At 43.5% G+C, this 24,319-nt stretch carries 26 protein-coding genes; 25 read left to right on the top strand and 1 reads right to left on the bottom strand.

Annotated features, from left to right (window positions below):
- The first annotated feature begins 112 nt into the window (after positions 1-112).
- The 3 genes from ACXACN_RS08215 to ACXACN_RS08205 all read left to right on the top strand — a co-directional run bounded on the left by ACXACN_RS08215 (position 113) and on the right by ACXACN_RS08205 (position 4,488).
- Positions 113-2,686 (top strand): vitamin B12-dependent ribonucleotide reductase, encoded by a 2,574-nt coding sequence (locus tag ACXACN_RS08215; RefSeq protein WP_474963706.1) that lies wholly within the window; start codon positions 113-115, stop codon positions 2,684-2,686.
- 214 nt (positions 2,687-2,900) lie between these two features.
- Entirely contained in the window at positions 2,901-3,332 is a 432-nt protein-coding gene (gene mntR, locus ACXACN_RS08210; RefSeq protein WP_474963704.1) for a transcriptional regulator MntR, read from the top strand.
- Between the two features lie 268 nt (positions 3,333-3,600).
- Positions 3,601-4,488 carry a patatin-like phospholipase family protein gene (locus tag ACXACN_RS08205; RefSeq protein WP_474963703.1) on the top strand — a complete coding sequence of 296 codons (888 nt, stop codon included), beginning with the start codon at positions 3,601-3,603 and terminating at the stop codon, positions 4,486-4,488.
- Positions 4,489-4,528: 40 nt separating this feature from the next.
- On the opposite strand, the gene ACXACN_RS08200 is transcribed toward ACXACN_RS08205, so the two are convergent.
- Positions 4,529-4,936, bottom strand: coding sequence for an SA1362 family protein (locus tag ACXACN_RS08200; RefSeq protein WP_474963702.1), 408 nt, complete (start codon positions 4,934-4,936; stop codon positions 4,529-4,531).
- A gap of 345 nt (positions 4,937-5,281) precedes the next feature.
- Between ACXACN_RS08200 and ACXACN_RS08195 the strand changes: the two genes are divergently transcribed.
- The 22 genes from ACXACN_RS08195 to dxs all read left to right on the top strand — a co-directional run bounded on the left by ACXACN_RS08195 (position 5,282) and on the right by dxs (position 24,315).
- Positions 5,282-5,797: a YqhR family membrane protein gene (locus ACXACN_RS08195; protein WP_474963700.1), complete on the top strand. Its 516-nt coding sequence runs from the start codon at positions 5,282-5,284 to the stop codon at positions 5,795-5,797.
- Positions 5,798-5,842: 45 nt separating this feature from the next.
- Entirely contained in the window at positions 5,843-6,304 is a 462-nt protein-coding gene (gene aroQ, locus ACXACN_RS08190) for a type II 3-dehydroquinate dehydratase (RefSeq protein WP_474963699.1), read from the top strand.
- The gene (locus tag ACXACN_RS08185; protein WP_474963698.1) at positions 6,301-7,362 is read left to right on the top strand and encodes a M24 family metallopeptidase; all 1,062 of its coding nucleotides are present in this window, start codon (positions 6,301-6,303) and stop codon (positions 7,360-7,362) included. Before aroQ ends, ACXACN_RS08185 begins: the two co-directional genes overlap by 4 nt.
- Positions 7,363-7,380: 18 nt before the next feature.
- Positions 7,381-7,938, top strand: a complete 558-nt coding sequence (gene efp / locus ACXACN_RS08180; RefSeq protein WP_474963696.1) for an elongation factor P — start codon at positions 7,381-7,383, stop codon at positions 7,936-7,938.
- 1,022 nt (positions 7,939-8,960) lie between these two features.
- Entirely contained in the window at positions 8,961-9,938 is a 978-nt protein-coding gene (gene spoIIIAA, locus ACXACN_RS08175; protein WP_474963694.1) for a stage III sporulation protein AA, read from the top strand.
- On the top strand, positions 9,883-10,392 hold the full coding sequence (spoIIIAB, locus tag ACXACN_RS08170; RefSeq protein WP_474963692.1) for a stage III sporulation protein SpoIIIAB: 510 nt from the start codon (positions 9,883-9,885) through the stop codon (positions 10,390-10,392). The genes spoIIIAA and spoIIIAB overlap by 56 nt, the downstream gene beginning before the upstream one ends.
- Positions 10,393-10,443: 51 nt before the next feature.
- Entirely contained in the window at positions 10,444-10,650 is a 207-nt protein-coding gene (spoIIIAC, locus tag ACXACN_RS08165; protein WP_008637060.1) for a stage III sporulation protein AC, read from the top strand.
- A gap of 5 nt (positions 10,651-10,655) precedes the next feature.
- Positions 10,656-11,048, top strand: coding sequence for a stage III sporulation protein AD (spoIIIAD, locus tag ACXACN_RS08160; RefSeq protein ID WP_474963690.1), 393 nt, complete (start codon positions 10,656-10,658; stop codon positions 11,046-11,048).
- Positions 11,049-11,065: 17 nt separating this feature from the next.
- Entirely contained in the window at positions 11,066-12,232 is a 1,167-nt protein-coding gene (gene spoIIIAE / locus ACXACN_RS08155) for a stage III sporulation protein AE (protein WP_474963689.1), read from the top strand.
- 10 nt (positions 12,233-12,242) lie between these two features.
- Positions 12,243-12,845 (top strand): stage III sporulation protein AF, encoded by a 603-nt coding sequence (gene spoIIIAF, locus ACXACN_RS08150; protein ID WP_474963687.1) that lies wholly within the window; start codon positions 12,243-12,245, stop codon positions 12,843-12,845.
- Entirely contained in the window at positions 12,838-13,467 is a 630-nt protein-coding gene (gene spoIIIAG, locus ACXACN_RS08145; RefSeq protein ID WP_474963686.1) for a stage III sporulation protein AG, read from the top strand. The genes spoIIIAF and spoIIIAG overlap by 8 nt, the downstream gene beginning before the upstream one ends.
- 12 nt (positions 13,468-13,479) lie before the next feature.
- Positions 13,480-14,031, top strand: coding sequence for a SpoIIIAH-like family protein (locus tag ACXACN_RS08140; protein ID WP_474963685.1), 552 nt, complete (start codon positions 13,480-13,482; stop codon positions 14,029-14,031).
- Positions 14,032-14,914: 883 nt separating this feature from the next.
- Positions 14,915-15,421, top strand: coding sequence for an acetyl-CoA carboxylase biotin carboxyl carrier protein (gene accB / locus ACXACN_RS08135; protein ID WP_474963683.1), 507 nt, complete (start codon positions 14,915-14,917; stop codon positions 15,419-15,421).
- 16 nt (positions 15,422-15,437) lie between these two features.
- Positions 15,438-16,796: an acetyl-CoA carboxylase biotin carboxylase subunit gene (accC, locus tag ACXACN_RS08130; protein ID WP_474963681.1), complete on the top strand. Its 1,359-nt coding sequence runs from the start codon at positions 15,438-15,440 to the stop codon at positions 16,794-16,796.
- Positions 16,797-16,810: 14 nt separating this feature from the next.
- Entirely contained in the window at positions 16,811-17,215 is a 405-nt protein-coding gene (locus ACXACN_RS08125) for an Asp23/Gls24 family envelope stress response protein (protein ID WP_474963679.1), read from the top strand.
- Positions 17,216-17,376: 161 nt separating this feature from the next.
- Entirely contained in the window at positions 17,377-17,754 is a 378-nt protein-coding gene (nusB, locus tag ACXACN_RS08120; protein ID WP_474963678.1) for a transcription antitermination factor NusB, read from the top strand.
- 21 nt (positions 17,755-17,775) lie between these two features.
- Positions 17,776-18,627 carry a bifunctional methylenetetrahydrofolate dehydrogenase/methenyltetrahydrofolate cyclohydrolase FolD gene (gene folD, locus ACXACN_RS08115; RefSeq protein WP_474963676.1) on the top strand — a complete coding sequence of 284 codons (852 nt, stop codon included), beginning with the start codon at positions 17,776-17,778 and terminating at the stop codon, positions 18,625-18,627.
- Positions 18,628-18,639: 12 nt separating this feature from the next.
- A complete protein-coding gene (gene xseA / locus ACXACN_RS08110) occupies positions 18,640-19,992 on the top strand; it encodes an exodeoxyribonuclease VII large subunit (protein WP_474963674.1) in 1,353 nt (450 codons plus the stop codon).
- Positions 19,982-20,218 carry an exodeoxyribonuclease VII small subunit gene (locus ACXACN_RS08105; RefSeq protein ID WP_474963672.1) on the top strand — a complete coding sequence of 79 codons (237 nt, stop codon included), beginning with the start codon at positions 19,982-19,984 and terminating at the stop codon, positions 20,216-20,218. Before xseA ends, ACXACN_RS08105 begins: the two co-directional genes overlap by 11 nt.
- A gap of 3 nt (positions 20,219-20,221) precedes the next feature.
- Positions 20,222-21,100, top strand: a complete 879-nt coding sequence (locus tag ACXACN_RS08100) for a polyprenyl synthetase family protein (protein WP_474963670.1) — start codon at positions 20,222-20,224, stop codon at positions 21,098-21,100.
- Between the two features lie 704 nt (positions 21,101-21,804).
- Positions 21,805-22,404, top strand: a complete 600-nt coding sequence (locus ACXACN_RS08095) for a hypothetical protein (RefSeq protein ID WP_474963669.1) — start codon at positions 21,805-21,807, stop codon at positions 22,402-22,404.
- An 18-nt stretch (positions 22,405-22,422) separates the two neighbouring features.
- Complete coding sequence (gene dxs, locus ACXACN_RS08090) at positions 22,423-24,315, top strand: 1-deoxy-D-xylulose-5-phosphate synthase (protein ID WP_474963667.1); 1,893 nt, start codon at positions 22,423-22,425, stop codon at positions 24,313-24,315.
- Positions 24,316-24,319 lie beyond the last annotated feature (4 nt).

The raw sequence follows: 24,319 nt of genomic DNA, 5'->3' as shown, positions 1-24,319 counted from the left end.
ACAATATATGGTGACTGAAAATTATTACAACACAATATATTGATTATCTTTTTGCATATGTGGTATGTTACTTATATCAAATAGTATTTAGTTCAAAGGGAGAGATGCTAACATGCAGACGACGACCTCCACCGATGTACACAAAAAAATTGATGTGGACCGCCTCAATGCAGACATCAGGCAGTTTCCGCAGGTTCATGAAATCACAGAATCTATGTCGATTACACACAAAGGTGTTTCAAGACTCGTAATGCTTGATAGATATGCGTTTAAAGATACAGAAAAGTTGACTCTTGCAGAAGGAGATTTCGTTGTTCTTACAGTCAAGGACGACCCTAAGTTTCCTGCTAGAGGATTTGGGTTTATTCATTCGATTGATTGGCAATCTCACCAAGCAGTTGTGAGAGTGGAAAATGAATTCATGAATGTTCTCGAACATGAAGAAGAACGAAAGACAGGCTTGATTAATCGTAATCTCGATACCATTGATAAACCTTTGGAAGTCTACTACGAACAAATTGCACTTCGTAATGCATCGGGGCTCTCGGAAGTAGAAACGGATCCAGAAAAGAAACAACAGAGCTTCAACGAATTTTATGAAGAGTTATCAGAGTTGAACTTCATTCCTGCTGGACGTGTGTTGTACGGTGCAGGTTCACAAACAGATGTAACGTATTTCAACTGCTATGTGATGCCGTACATCCAAGACTCTCGAGAAGGAATATCAGATCACCGCAAGCAGGTGATGGAGATTATGTCTCGCGGAGGTGGAGTCGGCACGAACGGATCGACGTTACGTCCTCGGAATACGCTGGCTAGAGGGGTAAATGGGAAATCTTCAGGTTCCGTGTCCTGGCTCGATGATATTGCGAAACTTACACACCTTGTTGAACAAGGCGGCTCAAGACGTGGTGCGCAAATGATTATGTTATCCGACTGGCACCCTGATATTCTCGAGTTTATTATTTCTAAGATGCAAAACCCGAGAATCCTTCGTTTCCTTATTCAGAACACTGAAGACGAGGCGATTAAACAGTTAGCAAAAGATAAATTGAAGTTTACACCTTTGACTGAAACGGAGAAAGACTTGTATCAAAGTGTAGTCAATTATAAGCACATTCAAGGTCAAGGCGGGTTTACGGACCAAAGCATTCAGGAAGCAGAAGAAAAGCTTCACCTCGGTGGAAATTATACCGTCCATAATTCTGAGTTTCTAACAGGTGCCAACATCTCTGTTTGTATCACGAATGAATTCATGCAAGCCGTGGAAAATGATACTGAATATGAACTTCGTTTTCCAGATGTTGAGTCATACACGGAGAAAGAAATGGAAATATACAATGGAGAATGGCACCAAAGTGGGGATGTTCGTGAATGGGAAGCGCGCGGATTTGGTGTAAGGACATACCGCACAGTGAAAGCGAGCGAACTATGGAATCTCATCAACATTTGCGCGACGTATTCGGCTGAGCCTGGCATATTCTTTATTGATAACGCCAATGAGAAAACAAATGCCACCGCATATGGACAAAAGGTCGTCGCTACCAACCCATGCGGGGAACAGCCTCTTGCTCCTTATTCCGTTTGTAATCTAGCGGCCGTTAACCTGGCAAATGTTGCAGATAAGGATCGCAAGCAGGTTGATTTTGAGAAGCTGAAGAAAACGGTCCGTCGTGGTGTACGTATGCAGGATAACGTTATTGATGCAACCCCTTATTTCTTAGAAGAAAACAAAGTACAAGCCCTGGGAGAACGGAGGATCGGGCTTGGTGTTATGGGGCTGCATGATTTGTTGATTTACTGTGAAACCACTTATGGTTCAGAAGAAGGAAATCAGCTGGTGGATGAAATTTTTGAAGCTATTGCGACAACGGCCTATCGTGAGTCCGTTGAACTTGCTAAAGAAAAAGGAAGCTTTCCATTCTTAAAAGGGGAAACGGATGCAGAAACAAAAGAACTGCGTGAACGTTTCATACAAACTGGTTATATGAAGGAAATGCCCGAAGATATTCGTCAGGATGTGCTTACCTATGGAATCAGAAACTCCCATCTCTTGACCGTTGCACCTACAGGAAGTACGGGTACGATGGTAGGTGTGAGTACAGGTCTGGAACCTTACTTCTCCTTCTCTTATTACCGGAGCGGTCGATTGGGTAAGTTCATCGAGGTGAAAGCAGATATTCTTCAGGAGTATTTGGATGCTCACCCTGAGCAAGATCCAAATAACCTACCTGATTGGTTCATCACCGCGATGACAATGAGCCCTGAGGCACATGCCGATACGCAGTGCATCATTCAGCGATGGGTAGATAGCAGTATATCTAAAACGGTAAATGCTCCTAAAGGATACACTGTAGAAGAAGTGGAAAGAGTGTATCAACGACTTTATCGTGGAGGTGCCAAAGGCGGTACGGTGTATGTGGATGGAAGTAGGGATAGTCAAGTATTATCCTTGAAAGCAGAAGAAAATGACTTCCAGGGAGAACAGACGGAACTTTTCGAATCTGAAGACAAGAAACCACGTGTTGTTCTTATGGATACCATTCATGAACTTGACAAGACGAAGGTGACAATTGGATCTGAAGTTGGAGATACGTGCCCGGTTTGTCGCCAGGGTACCGTTGAGGATATTGGTGGATGCAATACATGTACGAATTGTAATGCTCAACTAAAATGTGGATTGTAATAGAAAGGACCGGTCGTTTAAACGACCGGTCCTTTTCTATCGTTAGGATGAATCTTCTTTGCCCTTCATACCAATAGGGAAAATCTTCTGTACAGGCCTTGCTTGTCACTGGTAAGAATCTGGTGTATCATTTTGTTGTGGAAACATATGCTATACAAACCGTCCGTCAAACAGTTTAGGGCGTGTACATAAGACAGGGTATTGGGGGTTCAACATGCCGACACCTAGCATGGAAGATTATATTGAACAAATATATATTTTGATTGAAGATAAAGGATACGCACGTGTTTCTGATATCGCAGAAAACCTACAGGTGCATCCATCATCCGTAACGAAGATGGTTCAAAAACTAGACCGCGACCAATACTTGAATTATGAAAAATATCGAGGATTGATTTTAACACCAAAAGGAAAGAAAGTCGGCAAGCGTCTCGTATATCGTCACGAGTTATTGGAGCAGTTCTTGGAGATCATAGGGGTCGATCAGGAGAACATTTATGACGATGTTGAAGGAATTGAACACCACATGAGTTGGAATTCAATTGACCGTATCGGTGATCTTGTTCAATTTTTTGATGAAAAACCAGAGCGGGTGGATTCGTTAAGAGAAGTACAAAAGAAGAATGAAGAACAAAATGATGAGTGAAAAAACGCATGGTCTTCCATGCGTTTTTTTGAGCTTTTTTCTCGATGAGCTTACCAATTACTATTGGTTATACGATTCTTGTCATCGCTTATGAAAGCCTCTAATCAATCCCAATGCAATTACAAATAACGATTAAAAGTAGCAAAACCTTCATCGATTTTGTCAGTCACCATTAACCATAAATAATAGCAGGACAATCCGATTCGTTTGCTTTCGTTCTAATTTGCCAAAAGCGCGTTTATAATGAAATAAAGCGGGGTGAAGCAGGATGAAAGTGGACGGAGTTTTCTCCGGTGGCGGTGTGAAGGCCTTGGCTTTCATTGGGGCTCTTGAAGAACTGGAGGAGCAAGGCTACACATTTAAACGAGTGGCTGGAACATCTGCTGGAGCTATATTATCCAGTTTAACAGCAGCAGGATTCACAGCTAAAGAACTGAAGGAAAGACTAAAAAAACTTTCGTTTCTCAGTTTAGTAGATGTTCCATTGACCGACCGCCTGTTTCCATTTATGAAATGGCTCCTTTTGTATTACCGGATGGGGCTTTATAAAGGGAACCAGTTGGAGAATGTGCTTGAAGACTGGCTTGGTGAAAAAGGTGTCCGAACTTTCGCAGACCTGCCGCCTGGGTCTTTGAAAGTGATTTGTTCTGATTTGACGTTAGGGAGAATTGTCGTCATCCCTGATGATTTGAAGAAAGTTTACGGCATAGACCCAGCCACTTTTTCTGTAGCAAAAGCGGTAAGAATGAGTTCGGGACTCCCCTACTTCTTCATTCCGGTTAAAATTCATGGAAAGCGTGGCCGGTCCATTATCGTAGATGGGGGAGTGTTAAGTAATTTCCCCTTGTGGATTTGGGAGAAGCAGGACGGTTGTCGGACCAGGCCGATCATTGGAATGAAGTTAAGTGACGAGCCTGATAAACTGCCAGAGCAGAAGATTAGGAACGCCATTCAAATGTTTCATGCCCTTTTTAAAACGATGCAACAAGCTCATGATGCAAGATACATTTCCAAAACACTGAGTAAGGATATTATCTTCATCCCGGTGAATGGGGTGGAGACAACAGATTTTGACATGAGTAATGAAGAAAAAGAAGCCTTAATGGATTTAGGTCGCGAACACGCGAGTAAATTTTTGAGAAGGTGGAGCAGATGATTCCTAACGTTATTCGTATAGAAATAAAAAAATCGAGCCATTAAAAAGTGGCTCGATTTTTTCCTTTGCTTTTGTTTCCTTCAATGACACGAAGCTGTGGCCCGTTGGAACGTTTTCTGTTTTTTCTCCCTAATGTAGAGGCTTTGGCTTGTGCTTTCGCTACAGGACTTTTCTTAATGGCAGGTGTAGGTTGTTTGTATTTTTGTTTGGATTGTTTGACCGCTTGCTTGTATTTTTTCATCTCATTCCGGTTCCCGCCTGTCGCTCCACCAAAACCGCGTTTGCGGAGGAAGAAGAAGTATATGGCTCCATAAATGAGAGCAGCAATTCCGATCATCGTGACGATCCTGGTGAGGAAGCCAGTTGTGTTCGTAAACAGCTGAATGCCAACAAAGAAGATGGCCAGCCCGATCAATGTGTAAATGACAGGAGTCATCCAATTACGCATGATATTTTCCTCCCTTCTCGAAATGGTCGACTATGAATATCTGGTTATTGAACTATACCCTTATTTCAACACTTTTCATCATCAGGTGCGGCGGATTGTAGGCTGTTATGTGCTATTTAAGATTGTTTCCTTTATAGAGTAAAATATGCAGGCCCATCTATATTTTTGATTGTGAAAGAGTATGTTTTATTAAACTCTTTCCTTCAAAGGGCTTTTCTAAACAAAAGATTATAAATAATGGTTGGACTTCTATTTTACCTCAATTCTTTCCGAATCACTAGCCCAACAATTGAAAAGAGCATGAAAAATTTGGGGTTGGTTAAAATGAGGATAGAGGTGATGAAAATGGCTGAAAAACAAAAAGATCAAAGACAACAAGAGCCACAACAAAGTGTCATAGCAAAAGCATTGATTACGGGTTTTACGGCAGGGATATTATGGAGCGGTCTAGGGGCATTGGCTTATTATTTCAATTTTACGGAGGTTTCTCCAGCATCGTTTATTTTCCGTTCTTTTTGGCAGACGGATTGGACAGGGACATGGCTTGCTGAAGTATTAGCCGTTCTCATCGTTGGTATTTTATCTTTAGGCACGGCTCTCATTTACTACCTTCTCTTGAAGAAAACGAATGGGATGTGGCCTGGAGCATTATATGGAATAACGCTATGGGCGATTGTTTACTTCTTATTAACCCCTATCTTCCCGGCTATTCCAACTTTTATGGAATTAAACAGTGATACATGGGTTACAACAGGGTGTTTGTTTATTTTATACGGGATTTTTATTGGATATTCCATTTCCTATGAATATAGGGAGTTCAATGAGACAGTGAATTCTTATTCAAACGAAGGGAGAGTATGATAAACTTAAAGTGTATGACAATTTTGGAAATGGTGGGATGGGTGAATGGGGAAAAAACGGCTGTTCTTAATCAATGGCCCGAATTTGAATAGGTTAGGTAAAAGAGAGCCAGATACGTACGGGAAAAAATCTCTTGAAGATGTTGTAACATTGGTTGAGCAGGTGGCCGGCGATCAGGGGTATGAAGTGACATCTTTTCAATCCAATCATGAGGGCGATCTTGTAGACTGGATACAGCGTGCAGAGGAAGAAGCTGAAGGCATCATTATAAATCCTGCAGCTTATACACATACGAGCATTGCTATGCGGGATGCCATTAGTGCGATTTCAAAACCTGTGGTAGAAATCCATATTTCAAATGTCCATGCACGGGAGCCTTTCCGCCATACCTCGATGCTGGCACCGGTATGCTCGGGGCAAGTTGTCGGTTTTGGTATCGATGGCTACCGAATAGCTACATCGGGGATCATTCAAAAGATAGAAAGTGAAGGGAGTAATCATTCGTGAGTAAACTTTCAAATTTAAGAAAAGCAATCGCTTCAAAGGAACTAGACGGTCTCTTAATTATGAGTCCTAAAAACAGAAGGTATATATCAGGATTTGTCGGTTCTTCCGGAGCTCTTTTAGTGACGAGAGATCAAGCGGTATTAATTACAGATTTCCGTTATACGGAACAAGCGTCCGAGCAAGCCAAAGAATTTGAGATTCTTGAACATAAAACACCTATGCCTAAAACGGTAGCCGATAAAGCCAAAGAATTAGGGTTGAGACGGGTCGGGTTTGAAAAGGATCATGTGACCTACACCCTTTTTGAACAATATAATGAAGCATTAGACGCAGAACTTGTCCCTACATCAGGCATTGTTGAAAAATTACGCTTGATTAAGACAGACGAGGAGATTAGTATATTAAAGGATGCCGTTAAGATTGCTGATGATGCTTTCGAACATATTCTTGGTTACATAAAGCCTGGTGTGAAAGAAATCGATGTATCGAATGAACTGGAGTTCTTCATGCGTAAACAGGGAGCAACTTCTTCTAGTTTTGATATTATCGTCGCATCAGGCTACCGTTCTGCGCTGCCTCACGGGGTTGCCTCTGATAAAGAGATTCAATCCGGTGAGTTAGTGACCCTGGATTTTGGAGCCCTTTATAAAGGGTATTGTTCCGATATCACCAGAACAGTAGCGGTAGGAGAAATCAATGATCAGCTAAAAGAAATCTATGATACCGTTTTACAGGCTCAGTTAAAAGGTATGGATGGAATAAAAGAAGGCATCACTGGCAAAGAAGCGGATGCTCTGACACGTGATTACATTAAAGACAAAGGGTATGGCGAATATTTCGGTCATTCCACCGGTCATGGAATTGGTCTGGATGTCCATGAAGGTCCTGGGCTTTCTTTCCGCTCCGACGTGACGCTTGAGGAAGGTATGGTTGTTACCGTAGAACCGGGCATCTATGTACCGAATGTTGGCGGCTGCCGTATTGAAGATGACACGATTGTCACGAAGACAGGAAATGAACGATTGAGCAAGTCTACCAAAGAATTAATCACGTTGTAATTAAAAGGAGGAAGTCAAATGATTTCAGTAAACGATTTTCGTACAGGTCTAACCATTGAAGTGGATGGAGATATCTGGCAGGTGATGGATTTCCAACACGTTAAGCCAGGAAAAGGAGCGGCATTTGTTCGTTCAAAACTCCGCAACCTTCGTAATGGGAATATTCAAGAGAAAACGTTCCGCGGTGGTGAAAAAGTAGAACGTGCCCATATTGAAAACCGTAAGATGCAATACCTGTATGCCAATGGTGATATGCATGCGTTCATGGATATGGAGACCTATGAGCAGGTTGAAATCCCAACAGCTACTATCCAGGATCAACTAAACTATCTAAAAGAAAACATGGAGGTTCACATTCAGTCTTATGAAAGTGAAACCATCGGTGTTGAATTACCGAAAAACGTTGAGCTCGAAGTTACAGAGACAGAACCTGGAATCAAAGGGGATACCGCAAGCGGAGGTACCAAACCTGCAACGCTTGAAACAGGACTTACTGTACAAGTACCTTTCTTCATTAATGAAGGTGAAGTATTGGTCATCAGTACAACGGATGGCAAATACGTATCCCGTGCCTAATAGGAGCTCTTAAAGAACTTGTCCATACCGGACAAGTTCTTTTTTTGTGTAAACATCTAGTGACCTCAGAAACGAATAACTACTCCTCCATAAAAGCTCCCTTTTCTTGAAGACTCAGTTTCGAGGTGTTTGGTTGAGTTTAGTGGCTCCGGGAAACAGTTCGCTTTCCATGGGACGGGCGGTGAGCCTCCTCGAGCTTCGCTCTGTGGGGTCTCACCTGTCCCACACGTCCCTTTTTAAATATCCGGTTCCGGCACCTAGCGGCTAGTGAGACTTCCCTCGCTTCTGTACGATAAGTCAACATCGAATCACTTCGTTCTTCGTGTTTCCTTTATCTCCGCCAGCTCAGTCCAGTCCATACGCCGCTGATCAAGGTGCCTCCACACTTAAAACAGGAGTCTCACCGTTTCCCTCCGCCCCTTGACCATAAGAGGATCTCGAAACTACTTCCTGGATAAGCTGCTTTACCTATAAGGAGTGGATGATGTTAACTTCCATGGCCGCTAATCTAAATACGGAAGTATGGTACAAGGCATTGGCCTTTCAACGCCGGGTTAGAGGAAAACGCTCTTCCCTCCTAAGCAGGTATTAAGCTTTATGTTCTTGATGTCTGCTTTAGGAGGGGGAATATGATTTACTTTCCTTAATCATACAAGCTGAATCTTCCAGAAGTGATTTCAAGAGTCTCCTATAGCAAAGGGGCGGAGGGGAATGGCGAGACTCCTGCGGGAAAATAGTGCAGGGTGAGACCCCACAAGACGAAGTCCGAGGAGGCTCACCGCGCTCCCGCGGAAAGCGAGTTATTCCCCGCAGCTCCTACCCACAGCACAAAAGTCTTGAAATCGAGTCTTACATAATCCTGCCATATAGCTTAATAAGGGTATGGCGGGTGATTTCTATCATTTGCTCTATCACTCCTCTAGTTCCTCTCTCAAAATCTTCTAGTTTTATACCATTTCACAGTCATAAGCTCTCGATAAGCACATACATATGAAGTAAACCTAATAAAGGAGTAGGAGAGGATGAAGGAGATTATCCGTTTGTTCCCACCCTCTATCCAGCATCTCTTAAAAAGTGAGGTTCAGTGGAAGAGTGTGCAGGAGATTCGATTAAGGATTGGACGTCCAATAGAGATTCTTGAAAACAATCGTCACGCATCTATTAAAACTGCCATTATGAACGCTGACCACCTCTCTTTCGTCCTAAACCAGATCAGCCAATTCTCCCTCTACCGTTTTAAGGAAGAGTTGAAAGAAGGGTTTATTACCATTGAGGGTGGCCATAGGGTGGGATTGGCTGGAAAGACGAACACGCATCAAGATCATGTAGAAACATTAAAGCACATATCCTTCATGAACATAAGGGTGGCTAGAATGACTTCCGGGAATATCGAGCCTCTCATTCCCTACCTTTATCAATCCGGGCGATGGATGAGTACGATGGTAATCGGTCCACCGCATTCTGGGAAAACAACACTGCTTCGGGAGTTGGGCCGTTATATTGGGTCCGATCAACAGGGGTACCTTGCGGCAAAAGTCGCCATAGTGGACGAGCGTTCTGAGATTGCCGCAAGTATGAGGGGAGTTCCTCAACTGGATGTCGGGTTCAGAACAGACGTGATGGATGCTTGCCCTAAAGCGGAAGGTATGATGATGATGATTCGCTCCATGTCCCCTGAAGTGTTAATTGTAGATGAAATTGGTGGACAAAAAGATGCGGAAGCTGTTCGTGAGGCAACTTATACAGGCGTAGAAGTGATTTGCAGCATTCACGGCCAAAGCTTTGCAGATGTAAAGAAGCGTCCATCCGCAAAGCAATTGATGGAGGAGCAAGTATTTCAACGGTATGTTGTTTTAGATCGTATGTCGCATCAAAAAGATAGAAGGTGGACCGTACTTGACCAATCGGGAGAAGTGCTGGGCCATGGCAAAGGGAGGGAATTAAATGCAATGGATCGGGGCCGTCATTGTATTGACCGTTACGACCTGGGCAGGGTTTGATATGGCTTCCCGCTTCAAGAAGCGTCCAGGCCATATTCGGCAATGGAAGAATGCTTTACAGATGATAGAAGCAGAGATGGTCTACGGACAATGTTCGCTCATGGAAGTTTGTGAAAACTTATCTTCCCATTTACCTAAACCCATTAACCAGTTCTTTCGAGGAATTCTCAATGAAAATGGCGTTTGGGATGATTTCTATTCTTTATGGTCCAAGCAGTTAAAGAAACACTGGTCGTTGAATGCAATGTCGAAAAACGAATTCGAAATCCTGTTGCAGTTTGGACGAACACTTGGTCAACACGACCTGGAACAGCAGCAAAAACAAATCCAACTCACCATCCATCACCTCGATCGAGAGCTGCATGATGCACTGGAAGTCGGTGATCAATATCAGAAGATGGCAAAAGGGATGGGGATATTAAGTGGATTGCTCGTCATTATATTAATCATTTAGATCGTTACGATATTTCATTTTATGGATTTTTCAAAAGGGGGAAGAGGCCTTGTGCTCCAAGATGCAACGATATTATTCCAAATAGCTGGTGTGGGAATTATTGTCGCGATGATTCATAGCATTCTGAAACAAATGGGAAAAGAAGAAATTGCACAAGCTGTGACGTTGACAGGGTTCATCATTGTACTGTTCATCGTTCTCCACAGACTCGCTGATCTGTTTCAACAAATCAAGTCGGTTTTTCTTTACCAGGGGTAACCCACATGGATATTATTCAAATTGTTTCTTTAGGATTAGTTGCGGCCTTATTGATTTTACTTTTAAAGGAACACAAATCATCGGTCGCTTTCCTACTCCTTTTATTCACGGTCATCATCCTGTTCTTAACGATTCTTGATCAGGTCAGACATATTTTTGCATTGTTGTCTTACATGGCAGAAAAGGCTCAAGTGGAACCGGTGTATTTTAAGACGATCTTGAAAATTATTGGTATTGCCTATATCGCAGAATTTGGAGCTCAGCTTATTCGGGATGCTGGACTCAATTCTTTGGCATCTAAAGTGGAACTAGCTGGGAAACTGTTTATATTGATGCTCGCTATACCAATTGTTACAGCTGTAATCGAGACTATTCTGAATTTCATTCCAGGGGCATAGGAAGCTGGGGGGATGCCATGAAACGGACACTGTTGTGCTGCCTGATCGTTATCGGTTGCTTGAATCATCCAATCATCGTTGATGCTGCTCCCTCCCCTCCAGATTCTGATATATCTATGATAGACCATGTCTCTACAGAAGAATTGGAGGAAAGTTGGAATCAGTTGAATCAGCAGTATGGAGACTATCTACCAAGCTTTCATACGAATAATTTTCGAGAATTCATCCAAAGTGAGAGTTCTGTTGAATCATCGGACTGGTTTTCTGGAATCCTGGAATTCTTTTTTCATGAATTACTCCTTAACGGAAAATTGCTTGCATCTTTATTGTTTTTAACGTTATTCAGTACGCTGCTTCATTCCGTCCAGTCGGCATTTGAAAATTCTGTGGTAAGTAAAATCGCTTATATGGTGGTGTATTTAGTTTTGTTGACCCTTGCTCTCGAGAGTTTTCGGCAGGTGATTGAATACACACTAGGTGCGATCGAACGCATGAGCAGCTTTATGATCGGTTTAATCCCTCTGTTACTTGGAATCATGGCCTCATTCAGTCATTTGATGTCTATTTCCTTTTTTCATCCTATTATTATTGCCCTTGTCCAATCCAGTGGCCTGCTGGTCAAATACTTACTCATCCCATTGTTTGCATCTTCTGCTCTTCTATTGATCGTAGGAAGTTTAAATGAGACGTATAAAGTGGATCAACTGGCTGAACTTTTGAGGAAAACTGGAATGGCAATCATGGGAGTGTTTTTGACCATTTTTCTTGGAGTGATATCTGTACAAGGTACAGTAACCGCTGTACAGGATGGAATTACAATGAAAACCGCTCGTTTTGTTACAGGAAATTTTGTACCTGTGGTGGGGAGATTATTTACGGATGCCACCGATACCATCCTGGGGGCTTCTCTTGTACTAAAAAATACACTAGGAATTGCTGGGGTCGTCATTTTACTTGGTATTGCTGTATTCCCGGCCATTAAAGTATTAGCCATCGCGCTTATCTATAAAATTGCAGCTGCTCTTCTTCAGCCCCTGGGAGACGGACCAATAATTCAGGCGATGGACGTCGTGAGCAGACATATCCTTTATATTTTCGCAGCACTTCTCATGGTCTCAATGATGTTTTTTCTTGTCATCGTGATTATGGTGGCAGCAAGTAACATTACGATGATGGTCAGATAGGGTGGTGAACATGGAGTATCTTGTGGAGTGGATCACTAGAATTGTTCTGTTTCTCTTATTAGCGATGGTTGCTGACGCTCTTCTTCCGTCCGGCGTCATGCAGAAGTACGCTCGTTTGGTTATGTCCATCTTGTTGTTACTAATCTTTTTAGGACCCCTTTTACAAATTTTGAAAATCGATCCTGATCGTCTGATCCAACAGGCAGATCAGACGATGCAGCAGCAACTGGATGCAGAGGTTTTTGAGGGGAATGTAGAATCCAAGAAAAATGAAATACTTGCTGGACAAGATGCATATAAATTAGAACAAGTTACACAAGCACTAGCAGATGAAATCCAGACGCCATTAAAAGAAGAACAAAACCTGGTTCTCGTCGATGTTGAAATGAGCTTCCATCAACAACCCTATAGTTTGGAAACATTGGACATGCTTACCCTCACACTTTCTCGTGAAGAACTGACCCAGTCGGTTGAAGATGTAGAGATCTCGATCATGGATGAAAGGGATACCCAAGAAGAAAAGCAAGATCCAGAACTCTTAAAATGGGTCGCTGACTATCTTGAATTAAACGAAGAACAAATCATTATCCGCTGGGAGGATGAGGATGAATAAATGGTGGAACAAGCTGACGGAACCTCTATCAAACAAAGAGGGGAGAAAGCTGAATAAAACGAAGTATTTGATCGCGATTGGTATCATCGGAGTGTTGATCATCTTGACCAGCAACTGGTTTCAGCCAAGTGGTTCGCCATCTCCATCTCTTGATGATGGGAATGTCCCAAGTCAATCAGGAGTTGACACATCGGCTGAAAAAACACCTGAAATGACAGACTCTATATCTCAGTTGGAAAAAGAATACGAGAAACAGCTGAAACCTCTTCTTGAGAACATCCAAGGGGTGAGTGCTGTTGACATTATGATCAACCTGTCATCGACACATAAAAAAGTGTACGATAAAAATTTAATCGTCGGAAAACAAACCACCAAGGAAAATGATAAGAACGGAGGGGAACGCGAAATTGAGGATTATTCGAGAGAACAGCAGCTAGTTCTCGTCCGCCAAGGTGATCGAGAGGTTCCGCTGCTCACGCAGACATCAAAGCCGGAGGTAAGCGGAGTTTTCGTAACAGCCGAGGGGGTCGATCAAATGCAGGTGAAAGCGTGGGTTGTGGAAGCTGTCTCTAGAGTTTTGGATGTCCCGACTCACAGGATTTCTGTTTTGCCTAAACAATAAGGAGGGGTTACTTTGGTTAAAAAACAAACGGTTTGGTTGTTGACAATGTTGAGTCTCTTGATTGTTCTAAGCGTTTATTACATGACATCTCCGGACAATGGCGAAATGGCCTTCATACAGGAAGATGAATGGGCAGAGATGACAGATGGAGCTCTTGGGGAAGAGGGTGTAGAAACGACAGGCGATGGCACGGTCATCTCACAAATCTCTACAGATGAACTTTTCACAGCGATTCGTTTGGATATGCAAAACCAACGGGATCAAATACAGGAACAATTGTCTGAAGTGCTCGCTTCCAGTGACTTTAGTACAGAAGAAAAGAATCAAGCCTTAGAAAAAATGGAGACAATCAAAGCCAATCAGTCCAAAGAATCCATCATTGAAAATACGATCCGTGCAAGTGCCTCTTACGATGATGTCCTTGTAAGAGCGGAAGACGATGTCGTCCACGTTACTGTAAAAGCGGATGAGTTATCCAAGACAGAAACGAATCACATCATCCAAATGGTCTCTGATGAATTCGGTCAAAAAGAAGTCCAAGTACAATTCCAGCCAGCAGGCTAAAAATAAAACAAAAGCCTCACTCCTTCAACAAAAAGGAGTGAGGCTTTTTTATTGTTTTCCTTCATTTATAATCCAAACCCTTCCGAGACTTTCCGGGGTTCGTTTGCTATGGGAGGCGTCAGGGGTGGCTGGGAAGCTACTCGTCTAGCTCCATCGCCCAGACCCTCGCGTCATAAGCAGAACAGCAAAGAATGAAAGGGCACATTCCGTTGCTGTTCTGCTTATGCCAGTCGTGTCTACCAGGGCGATTCCGCATTTGAACACTTTCCTGTGGGGGAGTGGCGAGCTTCCTCGGGCGGTCTGCCGCACTAAGGGATCTCGCCGATCTCCTTTCTTCCACGGGAGTCTCGCAGCTTCCCAACCACCCCTTTCATAGTAAGGAGAAACGAACCCCTCTACCAGGAAGGAGCACCTTCCACGATCACTACCTATTGTAAGAAAGCGCTCTATAACAAGCGGTTATGAGCTCTATCCATACGATGGAGGTTTTGTGTTTTTGTTCCTAATACATATAAAGCGCCTAATTTTGGAAGTAGTTTCGAGATACTTATATGGCAGAGGGGCTGAGGGGAATGGGGAGACTCCAGCGGGAAAAAAGTGCAGGGTGAGACCCCACAGGACGCAGTCCGAGGAGGCTCACCGCGCTCCCGCGGAAAGCGAGTCATTCCCCTCAGCCCCCATCCACTCAACAAAAGTCTCGAAACTGAGTCTTCCACAATCGAGAGCTATTATGGAATATAGGAGGGATGTGTAATCGTTGTCAGAATATTACTGGGGGTTATTCTTGAAGCGAGTTGCAGGGAGGTGGTAATGTATAATAGAATATGAAGAGGTATTAGTACCAGTTTATAAAAAGTAACTTTACATAAGAGGGGTGCCACAAATGCTAAAGGTACAAGAAATCAGAGAGATCATCAAACTGATTGATCAATCCAATATCGATGAGTTTTCTTATGAAGCAAACGGAACAAAAGTTCACATGAAAAAACCACAGGGACAAGTTGTCACTGAACCTGTCCACGTACAACAGCCAGCCCAGGCTCAACCAAAAGCGGAGCCTAAACCAGAAGCTGTTGAACAAGCGCCTAAGCAAGATGCGAAAGCAGAAACACCAGAAGAAGCTCCAAAAGCACAAGGCAATGCCGACTATGATGAGGAAGTGAAATCACCAATGGTCGGAACGTTCTACGCTTCTCCTTCGCCTGAAGAGGATGCCTATGTGAAAGTCGGAGACACAGTCAAAAACGATTCCGTTGTTTGTATCGTTGAAGCGATGAAATTATTTAATGAGATTGAAGCGGAAGTTTCAGGAGAGATTGTTGAGATTCTCGTTAAAGACGGTGAACTAGTGGAATATGGTCAGCCGTTGTTCCGCGTGAAGTCCAAGTAAACGGGGGTTTGAGACGTTGATTAAAAAAGTTCTGATAGCAAACAGAGGAGAAATTGCTGTTCGGGTCATCCGCGCTTGTAAAGAGATGGGGATTGAAACGGTAGCGGTTTATTCCGAAGCTGACAAAGAAGCGTTACACGTTCAGATGGCTGATGAAGCTTATTGTGTCGGTCCGACGCTCAGTAAAGATAGTTATTTGAATTATACGAACATCATGAGCTTGGCAACATTGACAGGAACAGATGCCATCCATCCAGGATACGGTTTCCTTTCCGAAAATGCAGAGTTCGCTGAGATGTGTGAAGAATGTAACATCACCTTCATTGGACCTTCTTCTTACGCTATCCAAAAGATGGGTACGAAGGACGTTGCACGTGAAACGATGAGAGAGGCAGGAGTACCTGTTGTTCCTGGTTCTTCAGGGATCATCAAAGACGAAGAAGAAGGATTAAAAGTCGCTGAAGAAATTGGTTATCCTGTCATTATTAAAGCGACAGCAGGCGGAGGCGGAAAAGGAATTCGAGTTGCCCGCAACGAGGAAGATTTGAAAAAAGGCATTCGTATGACTCAACAGGAAGCAGAGACGGCTTTCGGAAACCCTGGTGTCTATATCGAAAAGTTCATTGAGGATTTCCGTCACGTTGAAATTCAAGTGCTTGCCGATAACCATGGCAATGCTGTACACCTAGGTGAGAGGGATTGTACCATTCAACGCCGCCTTCAGAAATTAATTGAAGAGACGCCGTCTCCAGCAATTTCTGAGGAAATGCGAGCGAAAATGGGAGATGCAGCTGTAAAAGCTGCCCTTGCCGTAAACTATTCAGGTGCGGGAACTGTTGAGTTCATTTACGACAAAGAAGATGATTCTTTCTACTTTATGGAAATGAACACAAGAATCCAGGTTGAACACCCTGTTACAGAAATGGTTACGGGTGTAGACTTGATTAAAGAAATGTTGTTGATTGCTGATAACAATGAGCTTTCCTTCAAGCAAGAAGAAATTGAATTTGAAGGTTGGTCCATTGAATGCAGAATCAATGCGGAGAACCCTCATAAAAACTTTATGCCATCAGCTGGGAAAATTGATATGTATCTACCTCCGGGAGGACTTGGTGTACGGGTCGACTCGGCTGCCTATCCAGGCTACATGATCCCGCCATACTATGATTCTATGGTAGCTAAGCTCATCACATACGGCCGTGATCGAGATGAAGCCATACGCAGAATGAAGCGTGCCTTAGATGAATTCGTCATTGAAGGTGTTCATACAACGATCCCGTTCCACCAAAGAATGATGGAGCATGAAGTATTTGTTGGCGGAGACTTTAACACAAAGTTTCTTGAAAAATATACTATAATGAAGGATGAATCATAAAAGGAGTGGTCATTGTGAGTGATAAGCAATTGTTGAATGTGACAGATGGATCGACATTAGGTAACATCGAGATTGCTCCTGAAGTCATTGAAGTGATCGCTGGAATCGCCGTTTCTGAAGTGGCTGGTGTTGCTTCCATGCGAGGCAATTTCGCATCCGGTGTAGCCGAACGCCTGGGTAAGAAGAACCACGGAAAAGGCGTGAAGGTGGAGCTCACAGAGGATGGCATTTTAATTGATGCCTATGTCGTCATGGACTATGGGATTTCCATACCTGACACGGCACAGAAAATCCAGGACAACACAAGGCAAGCGCTTAAAAACATGACAGCACTTGATATCAAGGAAATCAATGTCCACATTGTCGGCGTACAAATGGAATCAGGGAAAGAGGAAGAAGTAGAAGCAGAAGAATTGTGAGAGTAATCAGAAAGGGGTCCTTCCCTTTCTGATTTTTTTGTTATTCCTCTAAACCTTTTCGTTTGAAGAGCAGCAAAATTTCGCGGTTCCCTGATTACAATGGCTTTTATCTAGCTAAAATGTTATTATTCTAACGGATATTACCTTAAAGGAGAATGAAGATGAAACGACGTACAGCACGCGAAAAAGCTTTTCAGGCGCTTTTTCAAACGATTACGAGCGATATTGAAACCGATGAGGCGATTGCTCATGTAGTCGAAGACCAGGAAGTGGACGAGTTCTTATATGACCTCGTACATGGAGTCATGCAAAAACGAGAAGAATTGGATCAATGGATTTCTGACAATCTTGACAATTGGACGTTTCCGCGGCTTGCCAAAGTAGAGAAGACTGTCTTACGGATGGCTGCCTACGAAATGAAATACAAAGAAGACGTCCCTTCGCAGGTAGCCATAAATGAGGCCATAGAGCTTGCGAAAATTTTCGGGGAAGAAGAATCCGGTAAGTTTGTGAACGGCGTTTTATCCAAAATGGTTTAAACAACTAAGGGGGAATGGGATATGTCAGCAGAAGTGATTTATGGAAAGCAACTGGCAGAAGATCTTCGACAAGAAATGAAGGAAGAAGTAAGTGTGCTCCATGCAAAGGGCATCCGTCCGAAGTTGGTCGTTGTGATCTTAGGTGAAGATCCGGCTTCAAAGAGTTATGTTAAAGGAAAGCAACGGGCTTCTGAGAAAATCGGTATGGATTCAGAGCTTATTGAATTACCGGTAGAAACTTCTGAAAAGGAACTGCTTAACTTGATTAAAAAATTGAATCAGGACGCTTCTGTACACGGAATTCTTGTTCAGTTACCAGTTCCTGATCATATCTCAGACCAAAAAATCATCGAAGCTATCCATCCCGAAAAAGATGTTGATGGTTTTCATCCAGCGAACGTCGGAAAAATGATGACAGGTCAAGACACCTTTTTCCCATGTACACCTTATGGGATCCTTGTCATGCTTAAACGTGCAGACATTACACTTGAAGGAAAGCATGTGGTGATCATTGGCCGCAGTAACCTTGTAGGGAAACCTGTGGGGCAATTGTTGCTAAACGAGAATGCAACTGTCACTCATTGTCACTCACGTACAGAGCATCTCCAGTCACATACAAAACAAGCCGATATTCTCATCGTAGCTGCAGGGAAACCAGCCTTGATTTCCGGAGAAGATATCAAAGACGGTGCGGTTGTCATTGATGTTGGAGTCAACCGTGTGGATGGGAAGCTGACAGGTGATGTGGATTTTGAGTCTGCAAAAGAAGTAGCCTCTCATATTACGCCAGTCCCTAAAGGTGTAGGTCCGATGACAATTACCATGCTCCTCCATAATACGATTAAAGCAGCCAAGCGAATTCATAGCCAGTAAGGAGGTTGCGTTATGCAGGATCAGTACTTGAGCGTTTCAGCTTTAACGAAGTACATCAAACGCAAACTTTCAGGGGATCCGCATTTGAAAACGGTTTGGTTAAGAGGTGAAATTTCAAACTTCAAGCATCACAGTCGAGGGCATATGTACCTTTCACTAAAAGATGACCAGGCCAGAATTCAATCTGTCATGTTTGCTGGGAATAACCGCTCTCTGAAGTTTGTTCCTGAGAATGGAATGAACGTCCTAGTCAAAGGTGAGATTAATGTTTATGAACCTATGGGGCAATATCAGTTGTATATTAAAGAAATGCAGCCAGATGGAATTGGCGCACTTTACTATGCATTTGAACAGTTGAAGGAGAGATTGGAAAAAGAAGGCTTGTTTTCTCTTGAGCGTAAAAAGCCTCTTCCTACATACCCGAAACACATCGGTGTCATTACTTCGCCTACAGGGGCAGCTGTACGTGATATTATGACGACGATAAAAAGGCGCTACCCGATTGTCCCTGTTACCGTTTTGCCTGTCCTTGTGCAAGGAGAGAAGGCGGCTTCCTCTGTAGTCAATGCCATTACATATGCAAACGAGAATATGGATGTAGATGTATTGATTGTTGGTCGAGGTGGCGGCTCAATCGAAGATTTGTGGGGATTCAACGAAGAAGTGGTTGCAAGAGCCATTGCAGCCTCCGAAATCCCTATCATCTCAGCCGTGGGTCACGAAACGGACACGACCATCAGTGACTTTGTAGCAGATGTAAGAGCAGCCACCCCGACAGGTGCTGCTGAACTGGCCGTTCCTTCAATTATTGAGTTGAGAGAACAGGTCAAGGGGATGGGCAATCGACTGCACCGGGTTATGGAAGTGAAAAAGGCAGAGGCGACTCAACGATTGGAGCGGTTAAAAAAATCGTATGCTTTCAAGTATCCTGAACAGATGATGAAACAAAAAGAACAAGATCTGGATAGGGTCATAGAACGCATGGCGATTCAAATGAAGCACCTTCATCAAACGAGTCACGTTCACTGGGGGAATACAGCTCGAAGGTTACGACAGCAAGGGCCTGAGTTGAAGATTAAAGAAGGCACAGAGTCTCTAGAACGTCAGACCAACCAGTTGCAGAAGCGGTTCCAAGCTCTTCTACAGCAGAAAAAGGAACGGTTTTATACAAATGTTGATAAACTGACCTTAGTGAATCCTTTAGATATAATGAAACGAGGCTTTGCTGTACCCTTTGATTCAGCTGGAGACGTCATAAAAAGCTCTTCAGAGATCACAAAAGGCCAATCTCTTTCCCTGAAAATGCAGGACGGGATTGTTGATTGTCAGGTAACGGATGTGAAGGAGGATGAAAATGACAGATAAGCAGGAAACCATCAGTTTTGAAGAAGCGATGAAACAGCTAGAAGAGATTGTAGAGAAATTGGAAACAGGAGAAGTTCCCTTGGAAAAAGCAATTCAATATTACCAGGAGGGAATGAAGCTTTCCAAGCTTTGCAGTGAAAAGCTTGGAAATGTAGAGACACAGATGCAGAAAATCATGAATGAACACGGAGAGTTGGAACCGTTCTCTGTCCAGGAGGAAGATTGAACGGTGCATTTAACTGACTACCTAAAAGAAAAAAGGCAACGAATCAATCAGCAATTGGAAATGCTTGTCCGCGACTATACGGTGTCAGGGCGCCTTCAAGATTCGATGTTATACTCCATTCACGCTGGCGGTAAAAGGTTGCGCCCGATCTTATTAATGGCGACAGCAAAAGCTTTTCGTGTTCCTGAAGAGAAAGTAATGGGAGTCGCATCTGCACTTGAAATGGTGCATACCTATTCCCTGATCCACGACGACCTCCCTTCTATGGATGATGATGATTTAAGACGTGGAAAACCGACCAATCACAAGCAGTTCGATGAAGCAACAGCAATTTTGGCAGGAGATGCATTGTTGACGCTTAGTTCCCAGGTGATTGCCGAGGATGCTGCCTTAAATGATGCGGAGCGGGTGTATTTAGTCCGTGAGTTGACAAAAGCGAGTGGGGCAAGAGGCATGGTCGAAGGACAAATGCAGGATATGTTAAGTGAAAGTGCTCAAATTTCTTTAGAAACACTTGAACATATTCATAAAAATAAAACAGGGCAATTGTTGAAGTTCTCGATTCTTGCTGGAGCATATTTAGGAGGAGCCTCAGAGAAGGTCATGAAAGAAATGACCGATATGGCTGAAGCGCTTGGACTCGTTTTTCAAATCCAAGATGACATTTTGGATGTAACCGGGGACTCAGAGATTATCGGCAAACCTGCTGGAAGTGACGAAGGCAACCATAAAAGCACGTACCCACAGCTACTAGGACTGGATGGAGCCATAGCACAAAGGGATGCATACGTCCATAAGGCTCAACAAGCTTTGAAAAATGCTGGGGTGGAAGGAACCACTCTGTCTGAACTCATTCACTATTTGAGCACGCGTGATCATTGATCGAAATGATTTAGATTGAGCCACGTGACAAAATGTGATATATTATGATTACAAAAGGAATGGTGCAGTATTCTAGTCGGCCCTCCGTTCCTGAAGGCGGGCCTAAAAATCCGCCGAAGGGCACATCGATGAAGTTCCTTGTGTTGGCTTGAGGCGCCCAGCCTTGGGTCGATGCTGGGAGTTAAGGTCGCAGGGCGATCCACAAAGGCATGTGGGCGTTGACCCTGCTTCCGCGGAGGCCCATTATTGTAATGGCATCTGAGCCAGGTGCTGTTATGAAATGGGGTATGAACCTGCAGCATATGGAGTAACATCTATATGCGCAGCGTAGCCTGCCTTGAGTGGTTATTGAGGGGATTATAGTCAGTGAACATCAAGCAGCTTCAGATGGCCACTGAGGTGTTGATGCGGAAACTATATGAAATCAGAACTGCAAAAGAGGCTAAGGAACGGCTAAAGGCTGTCGGGGAAATCCCCTAGACTGTTCCCTGGACATGATTCAGGAATTATAGTGCGGACTAAGTGGCAATCTAGTCCAGCTGCCGGAGACGGGGCTGAGTCGAGTTTAAAGGGGAACCGCCAGAATGGTGACATTCGGTACTCGACTGGGAAAACCTACTAGACCTAAGCCGCAATTTTTACTTGAATCATGACCATTCCTTTCCTTACATAAGACACGTCAATTTAGTGATATAGAGGTATATATGGATAACAAATTAAAAAAATCTTTAAAATTCAGTTTGAGTATCGCCGTTATCACATTCGTGTTAGCGGCTATTTTTTCAGTTATATCTTCTTCCGTTTTGAGTGGAGTCATATGGATCATCGGCCTGGTCATTGTATTCATTATCGTCTTTACGGGTGTCGTCTTTGACATGCTTGGTATTGCTGCGACAGCTGCCCAGGAGCAGCCTTTCCATGCTATGGCGTCAGAAAAAGTGAATGGAGCAAAAGAAGCGATAGCCATTGTCAGAAACGCGGATCGATTCGCAAGTTTCTGTAATGACGTAATAGGGGATATATCTGGTATAGTTAGTGGTACGGCGTCTGCGGTTGTGGTCATTCAGTTGGCCAACAACTTCGGTTATAATGAAGGATCCACCATTCAAATTGTCATATCGGTGGTCCTCACAAGTATTGTGGCTGCACTTACAGTCGGTGGAAAAGCCCTTGGTAAATTTTTTGCCATTAATAAATCCACAGATATTATTTTCTTCGCTGCTAAAGTCATTTCCTGGTTAGAAAAGCGACTGAAAGTAAGAATAGTAACAAGTGCAACGTCGTCCACTAAAAAATCAAGATAAATACAAGGGGGTCCTTCAATGGATCTGTGTAAAATTAAAGACCCTTCACTCTTGAAGGATATGAATACGAATCAACTAGAACAATTGGCAGATGAAACGAGACAATTCCTTATTGAAAACCTGGCTACGACAGGGGGACACCTGGGTGCGAACCTTGGAGTGGTCGAGTTGACTCTCGCTCTCCACAAAGTTTACAAGAGCCCTGAAGATCGTTTTCTTTGGGATGTCGGTCACCAGTCTTACATCCATAAGATTCTCACAGGACGTGGTGGTCAATTTGATACCCTCCGCCAATATAAAGGGTTGTGTGGCTTTCCAAAACGTGACGAAAGTGAGCACGATGTATGGGAGACAGGACACAGCTCTACTTCTTTATCTGCAGCGATGGGTATGGCGATCGCAAGGGACTTGAAAGAAGAAAAACATTCGATCTTACCGATCATCGGTGATGGAGCACTTACAGGTGGGATGGCGTTAGAGGCCTTAAACCACATTGGACACGAGAAGAAGAATGTAACCGTTATCCTCAATGATAATGAAATGTCCATAGCTAAAAATGTGGGAGCTCTTCACGGTGCGCTAGGAAGAATGAGAAGCGCAGGGAAGTACCACCGGGTGAAAGACGATCTCGAGTGGGTATTGAAGAAAATTCCTGCTGTTGGAGGGAAAATTGCTCAGGCTGCTGAACGGTTGAAAGACAGCATGAAATACTTTGTTGTACCCGGGATGTTCTTTGAAGAGCTTGGCTTCACTTATTATGGGCCGGTAGACGGTCATGATTTTAATGACCTCATCGAGAATTTGAATTACGCCAAAAAGACGGACGGCCCAGTCATCGTTCATGTGATGACTCAAAAAGGAAAAGGTTATCATCCTGCAGAGACCGATGTAAAAGACAAGTGGCACGGAGTAGGACCATACAAAATAGAGTCTGGTGAAAAAATTAAACCCGTGGATGCCCCACCTGCATGGAGTTCGGTCATCAGCGAAGCTTTGCGTAAAGAAGCCAGAGAAGATGATCGTATCGTTGCCGTAACACCGGCGATGATCCTTGGGTCTAAATTGGAGAAGTTCGGTGAAGAGTTTCCGGATCGTCTCTTTGATGTCGGCATAGCTGAACAACATGCAACAACAATGTCAGCTGGGCTTGCTACCCAGGGAATGAAGCCGTTTTTGGCTATCTATTCTACTTTTTTACAAAGAGGATATGACCAGGTCGTGCATGATGTGGCTAGGCAGAAATTAAATGTGATCTTTGGCATTGATCGCGCGGGCTTGGTAGGAGCTGATGGCGAGACGCACCAAGGTGTGTTTGATATTGCTTTCCTTCGATCTGTTCCAAACTTTGTAATCTCTATGCCCAAAGACGAAAATGAGGCCCAACACCTTGTTCATACGGCTACTCACTATGATGAGGGTCCGTTTGCTATTCGTTATCCAAGAGGAAATGCGAAAGGTGTCCAAACGGATGAGGAGCTTCAGATCATCCCTATTGGAAGCTGGGAAGTTTTAAAAGAAGGTACAGATGCTGTTATCCTAACCTTTGGCACAACCATCGACATGGCTCTTGAAGCTAGTGAACGTATGAAGAAGGAAGGCCGTTCGGTAAAAGTCGTGAATGCGAGGTTTATCAAACCATTGGACGATGCTATGCTTCATGACATTATGAAAGCGGGTATGCCGATTCTAACAGTAGAAGAAGGTGTCCTTCAGGGAGGATTTGGATCAAGTGTTCTAGAGTTTGCAGAAGAACATGAATACACTTCTCAGTGGGTGAAGCGCATGGGTGTACCAGATCGGTTCATCGAACATGGCAGTGTCCAAAAGCTCTGGGAAGAAATCGGCTTAACGACGGATCACATCGTTCAGAATTTGAAACAATTGATACCGAATAAACAGCAAAGGGCTTAAGGAT

This window comes from Halobacillus sp. AWM4_238 (assembly GCF_056158265.1).
The sequence above is the reverse complement of the archived record's forward strand: the minus strand, read 5'-3'. Positions and strand labels throughout refer to the sequence as shown.

What these genes read in the sequence shown, in the direction of transcription:
- ACXACN_RS08215 (WP_474963706.1), top strand. Translation starts at nt 113, where the DNA reads ATGCAGACGACGACCTCCACCGATGTACACAAAAAAATTGATGTGGAC.
- mntR (WP_474963704.1), top strand. Translation starts at nt 2,901, where the DNA reads ATGCCGACACCTAGCATGGAAGATTATATTGAACAAATATATATTTTG.
- ACXACN_RS08205 (WP_474963703.1), top strand. Translation starts at nt 3,601, where the DNA reads ATGAAAGTGGACGGAGTTTTCTCCGGTGGCGGTGTGAAGGCCTTGGCT.
- ACXACN_RS08200 (WP_474963702.1), bottom strand. Translation starts at nt 4,936, where the DNA reads ATGCGTAATTGGATGACTCCTGTCATTTACACATTGATCGGGCTGGCC.
- ACXACN_RS08195 (WP_474963700.1), top strand. Translation starts at nt 5,282, where the DNA reads ATGGCTGAAAAACAAAAAGATCAAAGACAACAAGAGCCACAACAAAGT.
- aroQ (WP_474963699.1), top strand. Translation starts at nt 5,843, where the DNA reads ATGGGGAAAAAACGGCTGTTCTTAATCAATGGCCCGAATTTGAATAGG.
- efp (WP_474963696.1), top strand. Translation starts at nt 7,381, where the DNA reads ATGATTTCAGTAAACGATTTTCGTACAGGTCTAACCATTGAAGTGGAT.
- spoIIIAA (WP_474963694.1), top strand. Translation starts at nt 8,961, where the DNA reads ATGAAGGAGATTATCCGTTTGTTCCCACCCTCTATCCAGCATCTCTTA.
- spoIIIAB (WP_474963692.1), top strand. Translation starts at nt 9,883, where the DNA reads ATGCAATGGATCGGGGCCGTCATTGTATTGACCGTTACGACCTGGGCA.
- spoIIIAD (WP_474963690.1), top strand. Translation starts at nt 10,656, where the DNA reads ATGGATATTATTCAAATTGTTTCTTTAGGATTAGTTGCGGCCTTATTG.
- spoIIIAE (WP_474963689.1), top strand. Translation starts at nt 11,066, where the DNA reads ATGAAACGGACACTGTTGTGCTGCCTGATCGTTATCGGTTGCTTGAAT.
- spoIIIAF (WP_474963687.1), top strand. Translation starts at nt 12,243, where the DNA reads ATGGAGTATCTTGTGGAGTGGATCACTAGAATTGTTCTGTTTCTCTTA.
- spoIIIAG (WP_474963686.1), top strand. Translation starts at nt 12,838, where the DNA reads ATGAATAAATGGTGGAACAAGCTGACGGAACCTCTATCAAACAAAGAG.
- accB (WP_474963683.1), top strand. Translation starts at nt 14,915, where the DNA reads ATGCTAAAGGTACAAGAAATCAGAGAGATCATCAAACTGATTGATCAA.
- nusB (WP_474963678.1), top strand. Translation starts at nt 17,377, where the DNA reads ATGAAACGACGTACAGCACGCGAAAAAGCTTTTCAGGCGCTTTTTCAA.
- folD (WP_474963676.1), top strand. Translation starts at nt 17,776, where the DNA reads ATGTCAGCAGAAGTGATTTATGGAAAGCAACTGGCAGAAGATCTTCGA.
- xseA (WP_474963674.1), top strand. Translation starts at nt 18,640, where the DNA reads ATGCAGGATCAGTACTTGAGCGTTTCAGCTTTAACGAAGTACATCAAA.
- ACXACN_RS08105 (WP_474963672.1), top strand. Translation starts at nt 19,982, where the DNA reads ATGACAGATAAGCAGGAAACCATCAGTTTTGAAGAAGCGATGAAACAG.
- ACXACN_RS08095 (WP_474963669.1), top strand. Translation starts at nt 21,805, where the DNA reads ATGGATAACAAATTAAAAAAATCTTTAAAATTCAGTTTGAGTATCGCC.
- dxs (WP_474963667.1), top strand. Translation starts at nt 22,423, where the DNA reads ATGGATCTGTGTAAAATTAAAGACCCTTCACTCTTGAAGGATATGAAT.